The organism is Hyunsoonleella jejuensis (assembly GCF_900111025.1).
Taxonomy (GTDB): Bacteria; Bacteroidota; Bacteroidia; order Flavobacteriales; family Flavobacteriaceae; genus Jejuia; species Jejuia jejuensis.
This window is the reverse complement of the sequence record NZ_FOFN01000001.1, coordinates 181720-198243: the sequence shown is the minus strand read 5'-3', so window position 1 is coordinate 198243 and position 16524 is coordinate 181720. Positions and strand designations below refer to the sequence as shown.

General features: G+C 33.8%; 16 protein-coding genes. 7 read left to right on the top strand and 9 right to left on the bottom strand.

Annotated elements, in window-relative coordinates:
- The first annotated feature begins 4 nt into the window (after positions 1-4).
- The 3 genes from BMY39_RS00895 to tsaB are packed head-to-tail and all read left to right on the top strand — an operon-like array spanning position 5 to position 3126.
- Positions 5-1105, top strand: coding sequence for an efflux RND transporter periplasmic adaptor subunit (locus BMY39_RS00895; protein WP_092574241.1), 1101 nt, complete (start codon positions 5-7; stop codon positions 1103-1105).
- A 16-nt stretch (positions 1106-1121) separates the two neighbouring features.
- Positions 1122-2453, top strand: a complete 1332-nt coding sequence (locus BMY39_RS00890; RefSeq protein WP_092574235.1) for a TolC family protein — start codon at positions 1122-1124, stop codon at positions 2451-2453.
- A 1-nt stretch (position 2454) separates the two neighbouring features.
- Complete coding sequence (gene tsaB / locus BMY39_RS00885) at positions 2455-3126, top strand: tRNA (adenosine(37)-N6)-threonylcarbamoyltransferase complex dimerization subunit type 1 TsaB (RefSeq protein WP_092574232.1); 672 nt, start codon at positions 2455-2457, stop codon at positions 3124-3126.
- Here the strand turns inward: tsaB and BMY39_RS00880 are convergent.
- From BMY39_RS00880 to BMY39_RS00860, 5 genes are all read right to left on the bottom strand, one after another.
- Positions 3123-3938, bottom strand: coding sequence for a mechanosensitive ion channel family protein (locus BMY39_RS00880; RefSeq protein ID WP_092574230.1), 816 nt, complete (start codon positions 3936-3938; stop codon positions 3123-3125). The genes tsaB and BMY39_RS00880 overlap by 4 nt on opposite strands.
- Positions 3939-4013: 75 nt before the next feature.
- Entirely contained in the window at positions 4014-4376 is a 363-nt protein-coding gene (locus BMY39_RS00875; protein WP_092574228.1) for a DUF1304 domain-containing protein, read from the bottom strand.
- Positions 4373-6478: a thioredoxin domain-containing protein gene (locus tag BMY39_RS00870; protein WP_092574226.1), complete on the bottom strand. Its 2106-nt coding sequence runs from the start codon at positions 6476-6478 to the stop codon at positions 4373-4375. Before BMY39_RS00870 ends, BMY39_RS00875 begins: the two co-directional genes overlap by 4 nt.
- 76 nt (positions 6479-6554) lie before the next feature.
- Positions 6555-6755 (bottom strand): dodecin family protein, encoded by a 201-nt coding sequence (locus tag BMY39_RS00865; protein ID WP_092574224.1) that lies wholly within the window; start codon positions 6753-6755, stop codon positions 6555-6557.
- 72 nt (positions 6756-6827) lie between these two features.
- On the bottom strand, positions 6828-7733 hold the full coding sequence (locus tag BMY39_RS00860; protein WP_092574222.1) for a NifU family protein: 906 nt from the start codon (positions 7731-7733) through the stop codon (positions 6828-6830).
- 138 nt (positions 7734-7871) lie between these two features.
- Here BMY39_RS00860 and BMY39_RS00855 point away from each other — a divergent pair, with 138 nt between their 5' ends.
- Entirely contained in the window at positions 7872-8876 is a 1005-nt protein-coding gene (locus tag BMY39_RS00855; protein WP_092574220.1) for a PorP/SprF family type IX secretion system membrane protein, read from the top strand.
- Between the two features lie 39 nt (positions 8877-8915).
- On the opposite strand, the gene BMY39_RS00850 is transcribed toward BMY39_RS00855, so the two are convergent.
- On the bottom strand, positions 8916-10070 hold the full coding sequence (locus tag BMY39_RS00850) for a vWA domain-containing protein (protein WP_092574218.1): 1155 nt from the start codon (positions 10068-10070) through the stop codon (positions 8916-8918).
- A 210-nt stretch (positions 10071-10280) separates the two neighbouring features.
- On the opposite strand from BMY39_RS00850, the gene BMY39_RS00845 reads away from it, so the two are divergent.
- From BMY39_RS00845 to BMY39_RS00835, 3 genes are all read left to right on the top strand, one after another.
- Positions 10281-12449, top strand: a complete 2169-nt coding sequence (locus tag BMY39_RS00845; protein ID WP_092574216.1) for a histidine kinase — start codon at positions 10281-10283, stop codon at positions 12447-12449.
- Between the two features lie 104 nt (positions 12450-12553).
- Positions 12554-13288: a LytR/AlgR family response regulator transcription factor gene (locus tag BMY39_RS00840; RefSeq protein WP_092574214.1), complete on the top strand. Its 735-nt coding sequence runs from the start codon at positions 12554-12556 to the stop codon at positions 13286-13288.
- A 75-nt stretch (positions 13289-13363) separates the two neighbouring features.
- Positions 13364-13879, top strand: coding sequence for a gamma carbonic anhydrase family protein (locus tag BMY39_RS00835; protein WP_092574212.1), 516 nt, complete (start codon positions 13364-13366; stop codon positions 13877-13879).
- A 143-nt stretch (positions 13880-14022) separates the two neighbouring features.
- Here the strand turns inward: BMY39_RS00835 and murI are convergent, their stop codons facing one another.
- The 3 genes from murI to BMY39_RS00820 form a co-directional block, all read right to left on the bottom strand.
- Complete coding sequence (gene murI / locus BMY39_RS00830; RefSeq protein WP_092574210.1) at positions 14023-14802, bottom strand: glutamate racemase; 780 nt, start codon at positions 14800-14802, stop codon at positions 14023-14025.
- Between the two features lie 66 nt (positions 14803-14868).
- Positions 14869-15375: an OmpH/Skp family outer membrane protein gene (locus BMY39_RS00825; RefSeq protein ID WP_092574208.1), complete on the bottom strand. Its 507-nt coding sequence runs from the start codon at positions 15373-15375 to the stop codon at positions 14869-14871.
- A gap of 35 nt (positions 15376-15410) precedes the next feature.
- Positions 15411-16433: an OmpH/Skp family outer membrane protein gene (locus tag BMY39_RS00820; protein WP_092574205.1), complete on the bottom strand. Its 1023-nt coding sequence runs from the start codon at positions 16431-16433 to the stop codon at positions 15411-15413.
- Between the last annotated feature and the right edge of the window lie 91 nt (positions 16434-16524).

Sequence of the window (16524 nt, the reverse complement as noted above, 5' to 3'; positions counted from 1 at the left end):
TAAAATGAAAAAAGTTATTAAAATCGTTTTTATTGGTGTTACAGTCATATTATTTTTTTGGGTGTTAAAATATTTCTATACAGCAAATAATAAAGCGCCTGAAGTTTTTGATACAAATACGCCTTTTTACACTTCTATAAGTACGAAAATAGTTGCCACTGGAAGCTTAAATCCTGAAGAGGAGATTGAATTAAAACCTCAAATTTCCGGTATTGTAAATACTATTGCGGTTGAAGAAGGTGATTTAGTGAATAAGGGGGATTTAATCGCTACAATTCGTGTAGTACCTAATGAACAGTCTTTAGTTAGTGCTAGGAGTAGATTGAATAGTGCAAAATTATCGTTTGATAATGCCAATACACTTTTTAATAGAAATAAATTGCTTTATAATAAAGGTGTTATATCTATGCAGGATTTTGAAAGTAGCGAGTTATCATTTAATCAAGCGAAAGAAACTTTAATACAAGCCCAGAATGACTACCAGATAATTAAGGAGGGGTCAGTATCTGGAGGTAATTCTGCAAATACAAATATTATAGCGCAGATTTCTGGAACTGTACTGGAAATTCCTGTTCGAATAGGTGATCAAGTTATACAAAGTAATAACTTCAATGCAGGAACTACCATAGCTACCATTGCTAATATGAGTAATATGATTTTTGAGGGCACTGTTGATGAATCTGAGGTAGGTAAATTAAATGAAGGACAGCCAATTAATATCGTTATTGGGGCACTTGATGAAAAGAAACTTCCAGCAAAACTTACGTTCATAGCGCCAAAAGGGATTTCGGATAATGCCGGTGCAGTGCAGTTTACTATTAAAGGCGATGTTAATATTGATATAACCGATAAGATTAGAGCAGGATATAGTGCCAATGCAGAGATTGATCTCGCCAGTAAAGACAGTATTTTTAGTATAAAGGAATCTTTAGTTCGTTTTGATAGAATTACCGAAAAACCATATGTCGAGATTCTGCAAGCCGACAATACTTTTGCTAAGAAAGATATTAAGCTAGGTTTATCAGATGGTATTAATATTGAAGTTCTTGATGGCATAAAGGAAACAGACAAAATTAAAGTTTGGAACAAGGCTTCTAACGATTAAGAAAAAGATAATTAAAATGATGTATCAATTCAAAAATAGAATCTTTTTAGGCATATGCCTTGTTAGTGTTCTGGGGTTTTCCCAACAGAAAAAATGGACGCTTCAAGAGTGTGTAAATTATGCTTTAGAGAATAATATCACAGTTTCTCAAAATGAGAATACAATTCTTCTAAATGAACAAGATCTCTTGGAAGCTAAAGGACAGTTTCTACCTTCGGTAAATGGAAATATTAGACACAACTTATCTATTGGTAACAGAGAGCTCTTTCCAGGGCAGTTTGTAGATAGAACTGATAACAGTACAAGTATAGGTGTAAGTGCGAATCAGACGATTTTTAATGGTTTTAGGCTTACAAACCTATATAAACAGTCGCAGTTAAATCTTGAAACAAGTAAGTTAGAGTTAAACCGAATTAAAGACGATATCTCATTAAATGTTGTAAACACTTACCTTAACGTACTATTTAATAGAGAACGCTTAGAAACGGCAAAAGCACAGTATGAGTTTTCTAAAAAGCAGGTAGACCAAGTAAAAGAGTTGGTTGATGCCGGTACCCAACCACAAGTTAATATTTACGATGCAGAAGCAACATTTAGTACTGATGAACAAAATTTAACCATCGCTGAAAATAATTTTAACCTTTCACTACTCACGTTATCTCAATTATTACAGTTACCTTTTGAAAATTTTGATATTGAAATTGTTGAGATAAATAGTCCTTCGGAAGCTTTGTTGTATAATAACGTAAACCCTATTATTGATTATGCTTTTGAAAATAGGGTTGAAATAAAAGTTGCAGAAAAGCGAATTGAAAATGCAGAATTAGGCACTGAAATTTCGAAGTCTGGATATTATCCATCGTTAACATTTAACTATGGTTTTGGATCAAACGCTTTTTTCACCAATGTATTAGACAACGAGCAAGATTTATTAGCACAGTTAGATAACCAGAAAGCCCATGCTTTTACCTTGAATTTGGGAATTCCTATATTTTCTAGATATCAAAATAAAACAGCTGTAGCTCGAGCGAGGATACAAGAGGAAAACTCGAAGTTAGGCTTAGAAAGAACCAAAGTAGATTTAGAGTCGAATATTCAACGTGCTTATACCGATGCACAAGCGGCATTTAAAGCGTTCGTTGCAGCCGAAAAGTCAATGAAATCTCAAAACTTAGCTTTTGAGAATGCACAAAATCGTTACAGTATTGGTGTAATGAATGCCTTTGAATTAGAGCAGTCTAGGGTGCGTTTTATAAATGCGGAGTCTGCATTAATCAACGCAAAATATGATTTTGTTTTTAAGACAAAAGTTTTAGACTTTTACATGGGAAAACCTTTAACTAATTAATTTGTCTTATATACTCAATCTAGAAACTGCTACAACTAATTGTTCTGTTAGTTTATCTCATTACGGGAAAATAGTATCATTAAAAGAAGATGCGAGAAACGGATATTCACACGCCGAAAAGTTGCATGTTTTTATTGATGATGTTCTAAGAGAAGTAAAGATTTCTCGTTCACAAATTGATGCGATTGCCATAAGTAAAGGCCCTGGCTCTTATACAGGGCTACGTATTGGGGTGTCAGCAGCTAAGGGGTTGGCCTTTGCGTTAAACAAACCACTTATCTCTGTGCCTACTCTAGATGTTTTAGCACATCAAGTTTCCTGTAAGGATGGTGTGATTGTGGCAATGCTTGATGCACGACGTATGGAAGTGTATTCTGCGATTTTTGATTCAAATTACAATCAAATACGTGATACAAAGGCAGAAGTTTTAGACGAAACGTCTTTTATAGACTTTTTAAACAAAGGAAAAACGTATTTTATTGGTAATGGTGTTGAGAAAACAAAGCAAACAATTCATCATCCAAATGCGATATACATTGAAAACAAATTACCCTCTGCAAATGAAATGGCTATGTTGGCATACTATAAATATAAAATAAGCGACATAGAAGATGTCGCTTATTTTGAACCTTATTACTTGAAAGATTTTGTAGCTATAAAGCCTAAAACTTAACCTTTCTTTTGTATTTCTACTTGGTGTGGATAAGGAATTTCTATTCCTGCTTTGTCAAGTGCTATTTTTACGTTTTCGGTAACGTCAAAATAAACAGTCCAGTAGTCTTCACTGTTACACCATGGTCTTGTTGCAAAATTAATAGAACTGTCGGCAAGTTCTAAAACTGTCACAGCTGGTGCCGGATCTTTTAGTACTTTAGGATGAGCGGTTAGAACTTCCATGATAACCTCTTTAGTTTGTTTAATATCTGCATCATAACTTACCCCGTAAACTAAATCTACACGACGCGTGCCCTCAGTCGTATAGTTGATAATATTTCCGTTAGATAATGAACCATTGGGAATAATTATTTCTTTATTGGATAAACCGGTTAATTTAGTAGTAAAAATTTCAATCTCCTTAACAACACCAATTTCACCTTGAGCTTCAATTAGGTCGCCAATTTTAAATGGTTTAAAAATCATAATTAAAACACCACCTGCAAAATTACCAAGAGAGCCCTGTAGCGCTAAACCTATGGCTAAACCAGCAGCAGCAATTATTGCTGCAAAAGATGTGGTTTCAACACCAATTGTACCTAAAACAACAATGATTAAAACAATTTTTAAAACCCAACCTAAAAGATTGGTTAAGAATTTTTGAAGGCTTTCATCATGATTTCGGCTGGTCATTATTTTTTTTGTCCCTTTAATAATTTTTTTAATAACCCAGGACCCCACAATCCAAATAACAATGGCTCCAAGAATCTTAAGGCCATAAGTGGTTGCTAGTTCAAGCCATTTTTCAGCATCTATATTATCTAAATTCATAATTTATAAGTTTTTTAAAGTTGAAAGATAAAAACAAAACATAAGTTTTATTGTGTTTTAATAGTAAAAAAATGATTAATTAATTATAAATAAGGTAGAAGTAAGTGCTAAAATAGCAGGAATTGCTTGTACTACAAATAGTTTTATTTGCTTTGTAGAATAAGACCCGTAAACACCAGCAATCGTCACACAGATAAGAAAAAATATGGCTGTTTTCCTGTCATTAGCTATAATTGAAAATAATAAGCCAGCCGCTAAAAATCCATTATACAAACCTTGATTTGCTGCTAATACTTTGGTGTCTTCAGAAAATTCCTTCGACTTTAAACCGAATGTTTTAATGCCCTTTTTAGTTGTCCATAGAAACATTTCTAAAACTAAAAAGTAAAAATGTTCTACAGCAACAAATGCAATTAATATTTTGGTAAAGGTAGTCATTGTTGTAATAGATTAATAGCTTTATCTACTTCTACAACTGGAAGTTTACAAGCTTTATTTACGCAAACATAAATTAAAGTTTGGTTTGGGTTGTATCTACTTTTTAGCAATGGCATATTGCTTTCAGAGGTGTTCCCAGCAATCAGTTTATTCGGAATATAATGTTGATTTAGTTCTGAAATTTTTGCTTTGGCATCAGTTCCTGAAATTGCAACTTCGTAAAACGGATTGGTATAATTTAGCATTAAATCGAACCAATTAGAAAAAGACGTTGGGTATTCAAGCATTTCTGGTTTCATGGTGTTCAGCATTGTAGTTGCCGAGTATTCAAAAAGTTTATCATCAAAATAGTGGTATAATTTAAATAGATTTTTGGCCATCATCGAGTTGCTTCCAGGAATAACATTATCATAATACACAATATTTCTTGAAACTAATGAAGCATCTTCATTCGATGTGTAAAAAAACAGATTGCTTTTTTCATCATAAAAATGTTCGAATGTATAATTAGTTAGATCTCTTGCTGTGTTGAGCCAACTTTCATTTAAGGTAACCTCATAAAGCGCTATAAACGCATCAATTACTGTAGCATAATCTTCTAAATACCCATTAATTTTACTTACACCTTTTTTATACGTGCGGTTTAATCCGCCATCTTCTCGTAAAACTTTAGATTTAATAAAATTTGCATTGCTTTCGGCGGCATTTAAATACGTTATATTTTGAAAAACGCGATAAGCATCTACATACGCTTTTAGCATTAAGCCATTCCAAGAAGTTAATGCTTTATCATCCATTCTAGGTTTTGGTCTTTTACTTCGAGCGTCTTTTAAAATAGACTTCCATTTGGTTTTCTTTTCATCTAATATGTTTTGAGAAATTTCATATTTTTTTAGAATAGAATTATCATCATTTTTTCTAATCAACACATAGTTGCCTTTTTCCCATAAGCCATTTTCATTTATATTATAATAATCTGAAAACAAATCAAAATTCTCTTTTAGTAACGCTTTCAGTTCTTCTTTTTGCCAAACATAGAATGCTCCTTCTTCTAGTTCTCCTTCAGTATTATCACTATCTGCATCAAAAGAAGCATAAAATGCCCCTTCTGAAGTAGTCATTTCATTCTTTATAAAATCTAATGTTTCTTCAACAACTTCTTTATATAGTGTGTTTTTAGTGAGTAAATAAGCATCGGAATACAAGCTAACCAATTGTGCATTATCATAAAGCATTTTTTCAAAGTGTGGCACATGCCATTTGCCATCAACCGAGTATCTTGAAAACCCGCCACCTACATGATCGTAAATACCGCCATAGGCTATTTTTGTCAGCGTTAAATTTACAAAATCGAGTAACTCTTTATCATTCGTTTGATGTGCATACCTCATTAAAAAATGATAATTATTTGGCATCATAAATTTGGGTTCACGATTCATACCGCCATACTTATGGTCGAATTGCTTAGACCATTTAGCAACACCTTCAGAAATAAACGTTTTTTCAAAAACAGGAGCGTCGTTATTTACTTCAATTACTGAAATTGAGTTTATACCCTTTTGAACGTTTTCGGCTTGTTCTATGAGTTTACTTGGGTTTTCTTTATAAAGTCTGGAAATCTGTTCTAAAACACTTATCCAGCGCTCTTTTTCTAAATAAGTATCGCCCCAAATAGGTCTTCCATCGGGAAGCGTAACAACGTTTAAAGGCCAACCTCCTCTCCCTGTCATTAACTGCACAGCATTCATATACACTTGGTCAACATCAGGGCGTTCCTCTCTATCTACTTTAATGTTTACGAAATTATCGTTCATTACTTGTGCAACCAGGCTATCTTCAAAACTTTCATGCTCCATAACATGGCACCAGTGGCAAGAAGAGTAGCCAACACTAATGAGCATTAATTTGTTCTCTTTTTTTGCTTTTTCTAATGTTGCATCGTTCCAAGCGTACCAATCTACAGGATTGTGTGCGTGTTGCAATAGATAAGGGCTAGTTTCATGAACTAAAGCGTTGGTGTATATATGCTGATCATTTGTCTTATTATTTTGATCTTTACAGCTCATAAGCATAATCAAAATTAGTAGTGCACTGTACTTCATTTATCAAAGTTAGTTAAAAGAAAGGGCAAAAAAAAGCGTTCAAGTTTTGAACGCTTAAGGTCTAAATTCTTAGAGTTTACTTGACTTCAAAAGTGATTTTCACGTTAACTCTAAAATCTGAAATCTCACCACCACTAACGCTAGCACTTTGTTCTTTAACATAAACCGAACGGATGTTTTTTACGCTTTTTGCTGCTTCAGCAACAGCTTTTTTAGTAGCATCTTCCCAACTTTTTTCTGAGTTCGCTAAAATTTCAATTACTTTTAATACTGCCATGATTTTAAGTTTTAAATTAATAGTTACCGATACTTCTAAAGTTACTAATTTTTTAAATCAATCGTATAAAAGTTAACCATTTATTGCCTCTACGGTTTCTATTTTACCTGGGAGCATTTGTTTTAGCATGTTTTCTATTCCGTTTTTAAGTGTAAAAGTTGAAGACGGACAACCACTACAAGCACCTTGCAACATAACACTTACACTTTTTTGGTTAGCATCGTATCCCATAAATTGAATATTCCCACCATCGCTTGCTACTGCGGGCTTAACGTATTCTTCTAAAATATTTACAATTTCTTTTGAAACATCATCTAAAGCCTCAAATTTTTTATCAAGCTGAGGTGTTGAGGTTTTCATTTTTTCTGCAGCTTCAGGAAGTACAACCTCTTTACCATCGGCTATAAAGTTTCTTATAAAATCACGAACTTCAACAGTAATATCTTGCCATTCGGCCATGTCGTATTTTGTTACCGAAACGTAATTTTCTTCAACAAAAACACTTTTTACAAAAGGAAAATGAAAAAGCTCTGAAGCTAATGGGGAAAGTTTTGCTTCATCGATAGAAGTAAACTCAAAAGTTGCCGTTACAATTTTTTTATTCGCTACAAACTTCATTACGGCAGGGTTTGGTGTAGCTTCTGCATATATTGTAACGGGTGTTTGTTTTTTAGGTGTTGCATTTTCAGCAATAACAATACCACCGTCATTTAAATAAGCCTCAATTTGTTGTGCTACTTCATCTTGTACATCTTGCCATTCAACAATGTTGTAGCGTTCTACTGCTATAAAATTCCCGGAGATGTACACCTTTTTTACAAAAGGCAAGTAAAATAATTGTTGTGCTAAAGGGGAAGCGGTTGCTTCGTCTATATTGTTAAATTCAAAGCTTTGATGCTTTGTAATAAATTGGTCAACTTCGAATTTTACAATGCTATTATTTGCTGTTTCTTGCACAGAAACCTTTAAATTACTCATTTTAGCTATTTTTTAGCAAAAATACTAAAAGAAAACCTAGTTATGCATATATTTGAGTTTAGTTAATTGTTTTCTTTATGTAATTTTTCATCAAAACAAACGTTAACTAAACACCAGTTTACCTTGATAATGTAACCTATGAAATTGAAATATACTTTTTTATTACTGGTTGGAATGTTATGCATTTCAAGCATTAATGCTCAAGAAGGACTCCCTATTTATACTGACTATTTAACGGATAATTATTACCTAATCCATCCATCTATGGCTGGAGCAGCTAATTGTGCCAAAGTACGATTAACCGGAAGACAACAATGGTTTGGGCATGAAGACGCGCCACGTTTAATGACACTGAGTGTTAATGGTCGTATTGGAGATTCTCCTTCTGGTATTGGAGGTATATTGTATGCTGATAAAAACGGTTATCACTCACAAACAGGAGCGTATTTAACCTATGCCCACCATTTGATGTTCTCAAGAAGTGAGGTTGATTTAAATATGTTATCCTTTGGGCTAAGTGCAGGATTTATTCAATATCAATTAGACGAAACCACTTTTCCTTTTGACGGACAGGATCCTATAGTGCAAGGTGTAGTGCAGAGCGCAACCAATTTTAATATAGATTTCGGGTTTTCTTACCATTATTTAGATTATTATGCTCACGGTACGATAAAAAATGTGCTTAAAAACGAAGGCATAAACAACGACATACAAATTACTAGTAATTTGAGACGTTATTTATTATCAGTAGGTGGAGTTTTTGGAAAATTAGGTAGCGACTGGAGTTTTGAACCTTCAATAATGTTTCAATACAGAGATGGTACCCAAGAATCTATGGTAGATTTCAACGCGAAAGCTTATAAACAGATGGAATTTGGAACGCTTTGGGGCGGTTTGTCATACCGTCAAAGTTTAGATGGTGCTGAGTTTTTAAACAATTCCGGAGGTGTAAGTAGCCAAAAGCTGCAACAAATTACGCCTATAGTTGGCGTAAACTACAATCAGTTTATGTTTGCCTATACGTATACATATCAAACCAACTCAGTAGTCTTTACAAACGGTGGGTTTCACCAGCTTACTCTAGGCTATAATTTTAATTGTAGAAGAGAACGCTATGATTGTAAGTGCCCTGCGGTGAATTAAAAAGAAGCCTGAAAGAGATCCAGACTTCTTAAGTGTTTATTACCAAGTATACTTTTTCTTTTTAGCTTGTGTTTTTATAGCTGTAGTCATAGCATTTTCCAAACCGTTTTCAGTATCTTTCGCTTTCTCTGAAATATACGTTTTGCGTTTTTCATTTAGTTCTAGAATTTGCTTTTGAATAGTTTTACGCTCTTGCTGCATGTTCGCAACATAAGCTTTTATCTCTCGTGGAGATTTGTTTTTTAAGGCCTCGGGAAGGGCCTCGTTTTCAAGGTCTTCTACGTTAATTTTTTCTTCTTCAATAGCGTCAACCAAATCCCAAGTAGCGTTTTTGTATAAATGAGAACTTTTACTTACGGTTCTACTTACGGCATTGGCTTTACTGTAACCACTGGCATTCATGTCCTGTTCTGCTTGCATCATTCGTTTTTCTTTACCTCTTTGTCCATATGCAACATAAGTTTTATTCAATTTTACGTTTAGTTGAAGAATTTGGTCATCATAAGGTGATGCGACATGAACAGTGGCCTTGTTATGGTTTATTGCCATGTAATTGCCTTGGGTTAAATCTGCGCCTTTTTTCCAAAAGGTAGAAATTCCTTGATGATAATCACCACAAAAAATAGTATTTACCGTTACATCCTTTTCTTTAGCATTAGTTGCAGCATCTTTGTAGTTTACTTTGCCTTGAGTAAAGGGTTCGTTGCCGGCAATGAAAATGAGTTTTAAATCATCGGGATTACTGCCCCAATTTAATTGATTTAATGAGGTTTGTATCACCTGTCCGCAATACTCATTACCGCCATTAGTGGTCAAAGAAAATAGTTCTTTAGAAATTTCATCTAAGTCATTGCTAAAGGCTAAAACTTGCCTGATGTAACCTTCTTTGTTATTTAATCTATCATTGCCATATTCATATAATGCTATTTGCAGATTTGGTTTGTTATTATCGCATTTAGCATAAGACAATTCGTTGACAATTTCCCAAAGTTGGGCTTTGGCTTGGTCTATCAACCCATCCATACTATTACTGGTGTCTAATAATAGTGCAACTTTTATAAATTGCTTATTAGGTTCGGAATTAGTGTTTACTAAAGTAGTTATTGCAAGATTTGGTGTTTTGTTATTAGCGTTACATACGGTAACGCTAATAACAGCAATACATATCACTAAAATTTTAAATACTGATTTCATGATTTTTTTGTTTTTTGATTAATGCTGTAAATCTATTTCCAAAGTATATTTTAAAAAAGGCATAATGAGTGAGTCACTGTTTTGAATGAGCGAATCAAGCAGTAAATTATGTGAAACAGGATATTTTGATGGTGAAAAGTCTTTTTTTGAAAGAGTGCAATTTTATTATGCCAACGAAAGTGCGTAAGTTTAGCTATTGTAAAATAATATATGCAATTTTATTTTAAATACATATCGTTTTTATTGCTTGTGTTTATTGGGGTAAACCTAAATGCACAAAATAATATTCTAGATAATTCTCAAAGATTTACAGTGCGTGGTTCTGTGATAGAGCAGGATACGCGAAACCCTATCCCTAATGTAAATATTCAAATAAATGGAGGCCAGTATACCACAACAGATATTTTTGGAGCGTTTAGAATTGAAGCCAGAAAAGGAGACCAACTTACTATTAGGCATAAAGATTTTGAAACCATTTATTATACTATTCAAAGTAATGAGCGTATTACGGTTCAGGTAGAACCAAATACAGAAACCACAAAGTTTAAGCGCTATAAAAGTCGTAGCGAATCCCAATTTAATTGGTACATCGATTCTGCTGAAGCGTACCTTAAAAAAGATGCTAAGAAGAGTATTCAGTTTGTAGCTGATGCTTTGGAAGCAAGCACTTCAAAAAAGGAAAATGGTGATGCTTACGAAGTACTTGGCGATATCTATATGTATTGGGAACAGTTCGATTTAGCCATTTCTAATTACCGCATTAGCTTACAAAGTAAAAATAGTAATGAAACACGTTTAAAATTGGCAAAGGCTTATCGTTTAAACGAAAATTACCAGGAGAGTATCCAAGAATATAACAATGTTGATAAAAGCACATTGTCTAATTATCAATTGGTAAAGCTTTATGAAGGTTTAGGCGATGTTTATAAAAGCACTGGTGCATTCGACAGGTCCCTCGGAGCGTATAATAGCGGGTTGGAGATTTCACAAAAACATTTAATAGCTCCAAAAATTACCGATTTAAATTCTAAAATTGCTGAAGTATACAGTAGCAAGGGTGAAGTAGTGGAGGCCGAAGTGTATTTTGATAAATCGCTAAAATTGGCCAGTACGCAAAATAAGAAGAGAGCGGTAGAAGAGAAGGTGAAAGTGGCCGATTTTCAAAATAAAGTAAATAATTTTTCAGATGAAATTGAATTAAGAAAACAAGCCTTAAATGATATTAATGATATTGAGATAGAAACAGATTCAGTACCAAATAATGAAAGTGCGCTCACATCGCAAAAGCAAAAATATAAGATAGGGAATGCTTATTTACAACAAAAGGACTTTGGGAATGCTATTAATTTCCTTGAAGAAAGTATTGAAGAAGCTGAAACTAAAGAAGACCTGGTGGTTCAAAAAGACGCCACGAGAAAATTATCGGAAGTTTATAGAACCACTGGAGATTTCACAAAAGCATTAGCGGCTTACCAAGAGTATGTAGATGTGGTAGATAAATTATACAGAAAAAAAGAGCAGGAGATATCTCAAATAACGCGTTTCAGGAAAGATTTAAACACAAAACAAAATAGGATTACTAGTTTAGAGAGCGATCGTGAACTTTCAGAGAGCCAATACCAATTAACGGTAGAGCAATCTAAACGTCAAAAAGTAATTATTTACTCGCTTATGGGAGGACTGTTTTTATTGCTTTTAGTAGCATTTTTAATGTACAAATACATTCGTCAGCAACGTTTGGCTAATAATTTGCTGGCTTTAAAATCGTTACGTAGTCAAATGAATCCGCATTTTATTTTTAATGCCTTAAACTCTGTAAACAGCTTTATTGCATCCAATGATGAAAGAACAGCGAATAAATATTTAACCGATTTTTCTAAACTAATGCGCGCTGTTTTAGAGAATAGTGAAGAAGATTTTATTCCGTTAGAAAAAGAAATCGAATTGTTGCAGTTATATACGCAATTAGAGCATTTTAGATTTAAAGATAAGTTTGATTACGCCATTCATGTAGATGACAAAATAAGGGTAGCCGATTTTGTAATTCCGCCAATGTTATTACAACCTTATATTGAAAACGCGGTGTGGCATGGGTTGCGCTACAAAAGAGAAAAAGGGCATCTTACTATTAATATTTCTCAAGAAAACGAGAATGAAATAAAAATCACGATTACCGATGATGGTATTGGACGTAAAAAATCAAAAGCACTTAAAACAGAAAACCAAAAGAAGCAGAACTCAAAAGGTATGGGGAATATTAAAAAACGTGTAGCTATTTTAAACGACATGTATAAAGACAAAGTAGATGTGTTTGTTGATGATTTTCAAGATGAAGAAGACGTGGGAACTAAAGTGATAGTAACTCTTAAAAAGGATTAGAGGCCTCCCTAACCCACCAAAGGAGGGAACTCTTACTCAGTTGTTTCTATAATTATTGAGTGAGTAATGAATAATAAAATGAAAAATAAGTAATAATACCATAGATGAAACTAGCATCAATCATAGTAGAAGACGAGGAAACCAGTAGGCAAATACTAAAAAATTATCTACAAAAATATTGCCCAAACGTTAACATTTTGGGAGAAGCAGCTAATGTTGACGAAGCTTTGGTTTTAATTAGAAATAACAATTTAGATTTGGTGTTTCTAGATGTAGAAATGCCTTATGGCAATGCTTTCGATTTACTCGAAAAAGTGGGTGATGCAAGTTTTGAAACTATTTTTGTTACAGCATATAATCATTATGCCATCGACGCCTTAAATGCGCATGCATCTTACTATTTAATGAAACCTATTTCTATAGATGAATTAATAAAAGCTGTGGATTATGTAACTGATATTAAAATAAAAGAAAATACATTACAAGATGAAGTTTTGGTAGCAAAAACATCAGGAGTAGATGGGAAAATAACAATTCCACAACAAAGCGGATTCGAAGTTTTAAATACTGCTGATATTTTGTATTGCAAAGCAGATGACAATTACACCGAAATTTATTTAAATAATAACAAGAGAAAAATAGTAAGCAAAACCTTGAAGTATTTTGAAGAAGCGTTGCGAGACGCTAGTTTTGCCCGGGTACATAAATCGTATTTGGTTAATGTAAATGAAGTGGTAAAATATCAAAAAGGAAAAGGCGGAAGCGTAGTATTAAGTAACGGAAAGGAAATTATGGTGTCTGCTTCAAAAAAAGCCGATTTGTTGTCTTATTTTAAATAAGTTTGTCATTCAGAGGAAGTAATGATCGAAGAATCTCAAATAAAAAAATAATCAACAGAAAATAGTCAATATAACATGCCAGTAATTCAAACCGTAAGAGGAAAAACTCCACAAATACCAAGCGATTGCTTTATTGCTGAAAACGCTACTATAATTGGCGATGTCACTATGGGAAATCAATGCAGTATATGGTTTAGTGCCGTAGTTCGCGGCGATGTCAACTTCATAAAAATGGGTAATAAGGTAAACGTTCAAGACGGTGCGGTAATACATGGCACCTATAAAACGGCGCCTACCACAATTGGGAATAATGTATCTATTGGGCATAATGCATTAGTGCACGGATGTACCATTCATGATAATGTTTTGGTAGGTATGGGCAGTATTATTATGGATGGTTGTGTTGTAGAATCTAACTGTATTATTGCTGCTGGTGCCGTAGTGCCAAAAAACACCATTGTTACGTCTGGCTCTATTTATGCAGGTGTACCCGCAAAAAAAATCAAAGATATAAGTGAAGAACTCATTTCAGGTGAAATTAACCGAATTGCAGACGCTTATATCAAGTATTCAAGCTGGTTTAAAGAATAGTATGTGGGCGTTACCACAACACTTCGACAAGCTCAGTGCAAGTGGTCGGGCTTTCGGCAGTCGCTTTTTTGTGTTGCATAGGTGCAACAACACAAAAAGAGCTTCAACAAATGCCTCAATCCTTAACGCAAATTAGGTCAAAATTAAAATTTTAGATAATCTATATCTAAAGAATTACCCAAAAGCGATTGCATCACTTCTACACTTCCATTCGTATAAAACTCGAGTTTAGGATTAACTTTTGCAGTATTCAATAAATTATTTTTCTCCAAAATTGCTTTTGTTTGGCGCGCTACTGCTTCACCAGAATCAATAATTTTTACATGATTAGGTAATAGCTCTAAAAGTATTGGAATAAGATAAGGGTAATGTGTACAGCCTAAAACCAAATAATCAATATGCGCTTTTAGCATGGGTTCTAAATATTGATGTAATAGGGTTCTCATCTCATCAGATCTTAATTTTCCGCTTTCAATAAGTTCAACAATGCCAGTGCCTTCGCGTTCTATAAGCTTTATGTTACTTGCAAAACGACCAGAGGTTTTAGAAAACAGTGCGCTAGATAACGTACCCTTAGTTGCCAAAATTCCAACAGCATTAGTTTTAGTATTCAATGCAGCAGGTTTGATGGCTGGTTCAATGCCAATAAAAGGTACATCAAAGGTTTTACGTAAATAATCAATGGCATTTGTAGTTGCTGTATTGCATGCCACGACAATAAGTTTACAGTCTTTTTTTAGTAAAAATTCTGTGTTTTTTACACTAAGTTCAGTAATTTTCTTAGTTCCTTTTGTGCCATAAGGAGCGTTGATACTATCGGCAAGATATATAGTATGTTCATTAGGAAGGAGTTGGTGAATCTCTTTCCAAATAGAAGTGCCACCAACACCAGAATCGAAAATGCCAATAGATTTATCGCTCATGATAAACAAAAATAAAAAAGCTGCTTCGTTAAAAGCAGCTTTAAGTAAGTTATTTATGTGGGTAGATTAAATTCCTAAAGATTTTTTTACATCTTCTAGCAAATCCTTACCATCTGCCATAATAGTTACACCTTGTGAAGAGTCTAAAACATAATCAAAACCTTGCGCTCTTGCTACTTCTAAAATTTTAGCTTTTGCCTTTTCGGTAATAGGTTTTAATAAATCAAACTCTTTTTTCTGTAAATCCTGTTGTGCTTTAGCTTGGTACTCTCGGATACTTTGCTCCATAGTTTGTACCTCTTTAGCACGGTTTGTGTTTTCTTCCTTAGTTTTTGTAGCAGCTTCTTTGTCATAAAGTTCTACTTTCTTTTGAAATTCTGCTCCTAAGCTTTGTAGCTCAGTTTGATAGGTTTTAGAAAGTGTTTCTAATTGGTTTTGCGCTTCCTTCATCTCAGGCATTGCCTTTATTAATTCTTGGGTGTTTATATGTGCAATTTTGCTTTGCGCCCCAACAAAACTAGCCATACCTATACATAAAGCAGTTGCGAATAAAATTGATTTTAAATGTTTCATTTTCAAATTAGTATTAATGTGTTATAATTTTAAATTTATTTACTGTTGTTTATACTGTCTCTTTCTTTTTTATTTTCTTCTAGAGCCTTTTTTCGGTCTTCCAATATTTTCTTTTTCTTTTCTTCTAAAGCCTTTTTTCGAGCTTCTCTATCAGCTAATTTCTTTTTTCTATTCTCTTCAATAAGTTCTTCTCTTGTCTTCTTTTCTGTGGTATCACTTTTTGAAGCGCTCTCATCTTTAGTAGCTTCGTTCTCTGTATTATTTGCGGTTGACTTATTTCGGGCTTCTAATTTTTCTTGTTTTGCTTTTTCGCGTTCCTCTAATATTTTTTGGCGTCTTGCTTCGGCTTCTTTTTTCTTAGCTTCTCTTGCTGCTAATATTTCTTGCCTGCGTTTTTCAACGGCGCTTTCCCTTGCTTCTTTTTTCTCTTCTAAAGCTTTTTCTCTTGCTTCTTGTTCTTCATTAATATCAGGAACTGTTTCTTCGGCTTCGGCAGCTTTACGCTCTGCTTTGGTTTGAGCCTGTCTTCGTTTAGAAGATCTTGTTATGGCTCTCAACACCTGTTCGCTAATATCAAAGCGTTCTGCAGAATACAACATCACTACATCAGCGGATTTATCAAAAATAAAATCGTACTTTCTACTAGTTGCCATATCTTGAACTGCCGCAAAAATTTGGTCTTGTATGGGTTGCATTAACTGTTTCTGCTGAATCATTAAATCACCATTAGGACCAAAACGCTTTTGTTGGTAATCTAGGATTTCCTTTTCCTCAAACATAATATCTTCTTCGCGCTCTTGAATTAGTTCATTGGTCAATAATACCTTTTCATTGCTTAAGTCTTTGCGTTTTTGAGCAATATCCGAAAGTTTTGCTTGAATTTCGTTTTTCCACTTTTGCGCTTTTTCATCTAATTGCACCATGGCGTCTTGGTATTCAGGCACATTTTCTAGGATATACTCTGTATCAATATATGCAATTCGCACACCTCTTTGTGCATGAACAGAAACGCTTAGCATAACTACTAATGTCAATAAAAAAAGAACGTTTTTTTGCATCTGTGTTATAGTTTAATTTATGGTATTATAAATTCTAAAAACGACAGATGATTTATATTTCCTGCCACTCTTTTGAATCGTATCTTCAAAA

Coding starts and splice junctions, on each gene's coding strand:
- BMY39_RS00895 (WP_092574241.1), top strand. CDS start 5: ATGAAAAAAGTTATTAAAATCGTTTTTATTGGTGTTACAGTCATATTA.
- BMY39_RS00890 (WP_092574235.1), top strand. CDS start 1,122: ATGATGTATCAATTCAAAAATAGAATCTTTTTAGGCATATGCCTTGTT.
- BMY39_RS00880 (WP_092574230.1), bottom strand. CDS start 3,938: ATGAATTTAGATAATATAGATGCTGAAAAATGGCTTGAACTAGCAACC.
- BMY39_RS00875 (WP_092574228.1), bottom strand. CDS start 4,376: ATGACTACCTTTACCAAAATATTAATTGCATTTGTTGCTGTAGAACAT.
- BMY39_RS00870 (WP_092574226.1), bottom strand. CDS start 6,478: ATGAAGTACAGTGCACTACTAATTTTGATTATGCTTATGAGCTGTAAA.
- BMY39_RS00865 (WP_092574224.1), bottom strand. CDS start 6,755: ATGGCAGTATTAAAAGTAATTGAAATTTTAGCGAACTCAGAAAAAAGT.
- BMY39_RS00860 (WP_092574222.1), bottom strand. CDS start 7,733: ATGAGTAATTTAAAGGTTTCTGTGCAAGAAACAGCAAATAATAGCATT.
- BMY39_RS00855 (WP_092574220.1), top strand. CDS start 7,872: ATGAAATTGAAATATACTTTTTTATTACTGGTTGGAATGTTATGCATT.
- BMY39_RS00850 (WP_092574218.1), bottom strand. CDS start 10,070: ATGAAATCAGTATTTAAAATTTTAGTGATATGTATTGCTGTTATTAGC.
- BMY39_RS00845 (WP_092574216.1), top strand. CDS start 10,281: ATGCAATTTTATTTTAAATACATATCGTTTTTATTGCTTGTGTTTATT.
- BMY39_RS00840 (WP_092574214.1), top strand. CDS start 12,554: ATGAAACTAGCATCAATCATAGTAGAAGACGAGGAAACCAGTAGGCAA.
- BMY39_RS00835 (WP_092574212.1), top strand. CDS start 13,364: ATGCCAGTAATTCAAACCGTAAGAGGAAAAACTCCACAAATACCAAGC.
- murI (WP_092574210.1), bottom strand. CDS start 14,802: ATGAGCGATAAATCTATTGGCATTTTCGATTCTGGTGTTGGTGGCACT.
- BMY39_RS00825 (WP_092574208.1), bottom strand. CDS start 15,375: ATGAAACATTTAAAATCAATTTTATTCGCAACTGCTTTATGTATAGGT.
- BMY39_RS00820 (WP_092574205.1), bottom strand. CDS start 16,433: ATGCAAAAAAACGTTCTTTTTTTATTGACATTAGTAGTTATGCTAAGC.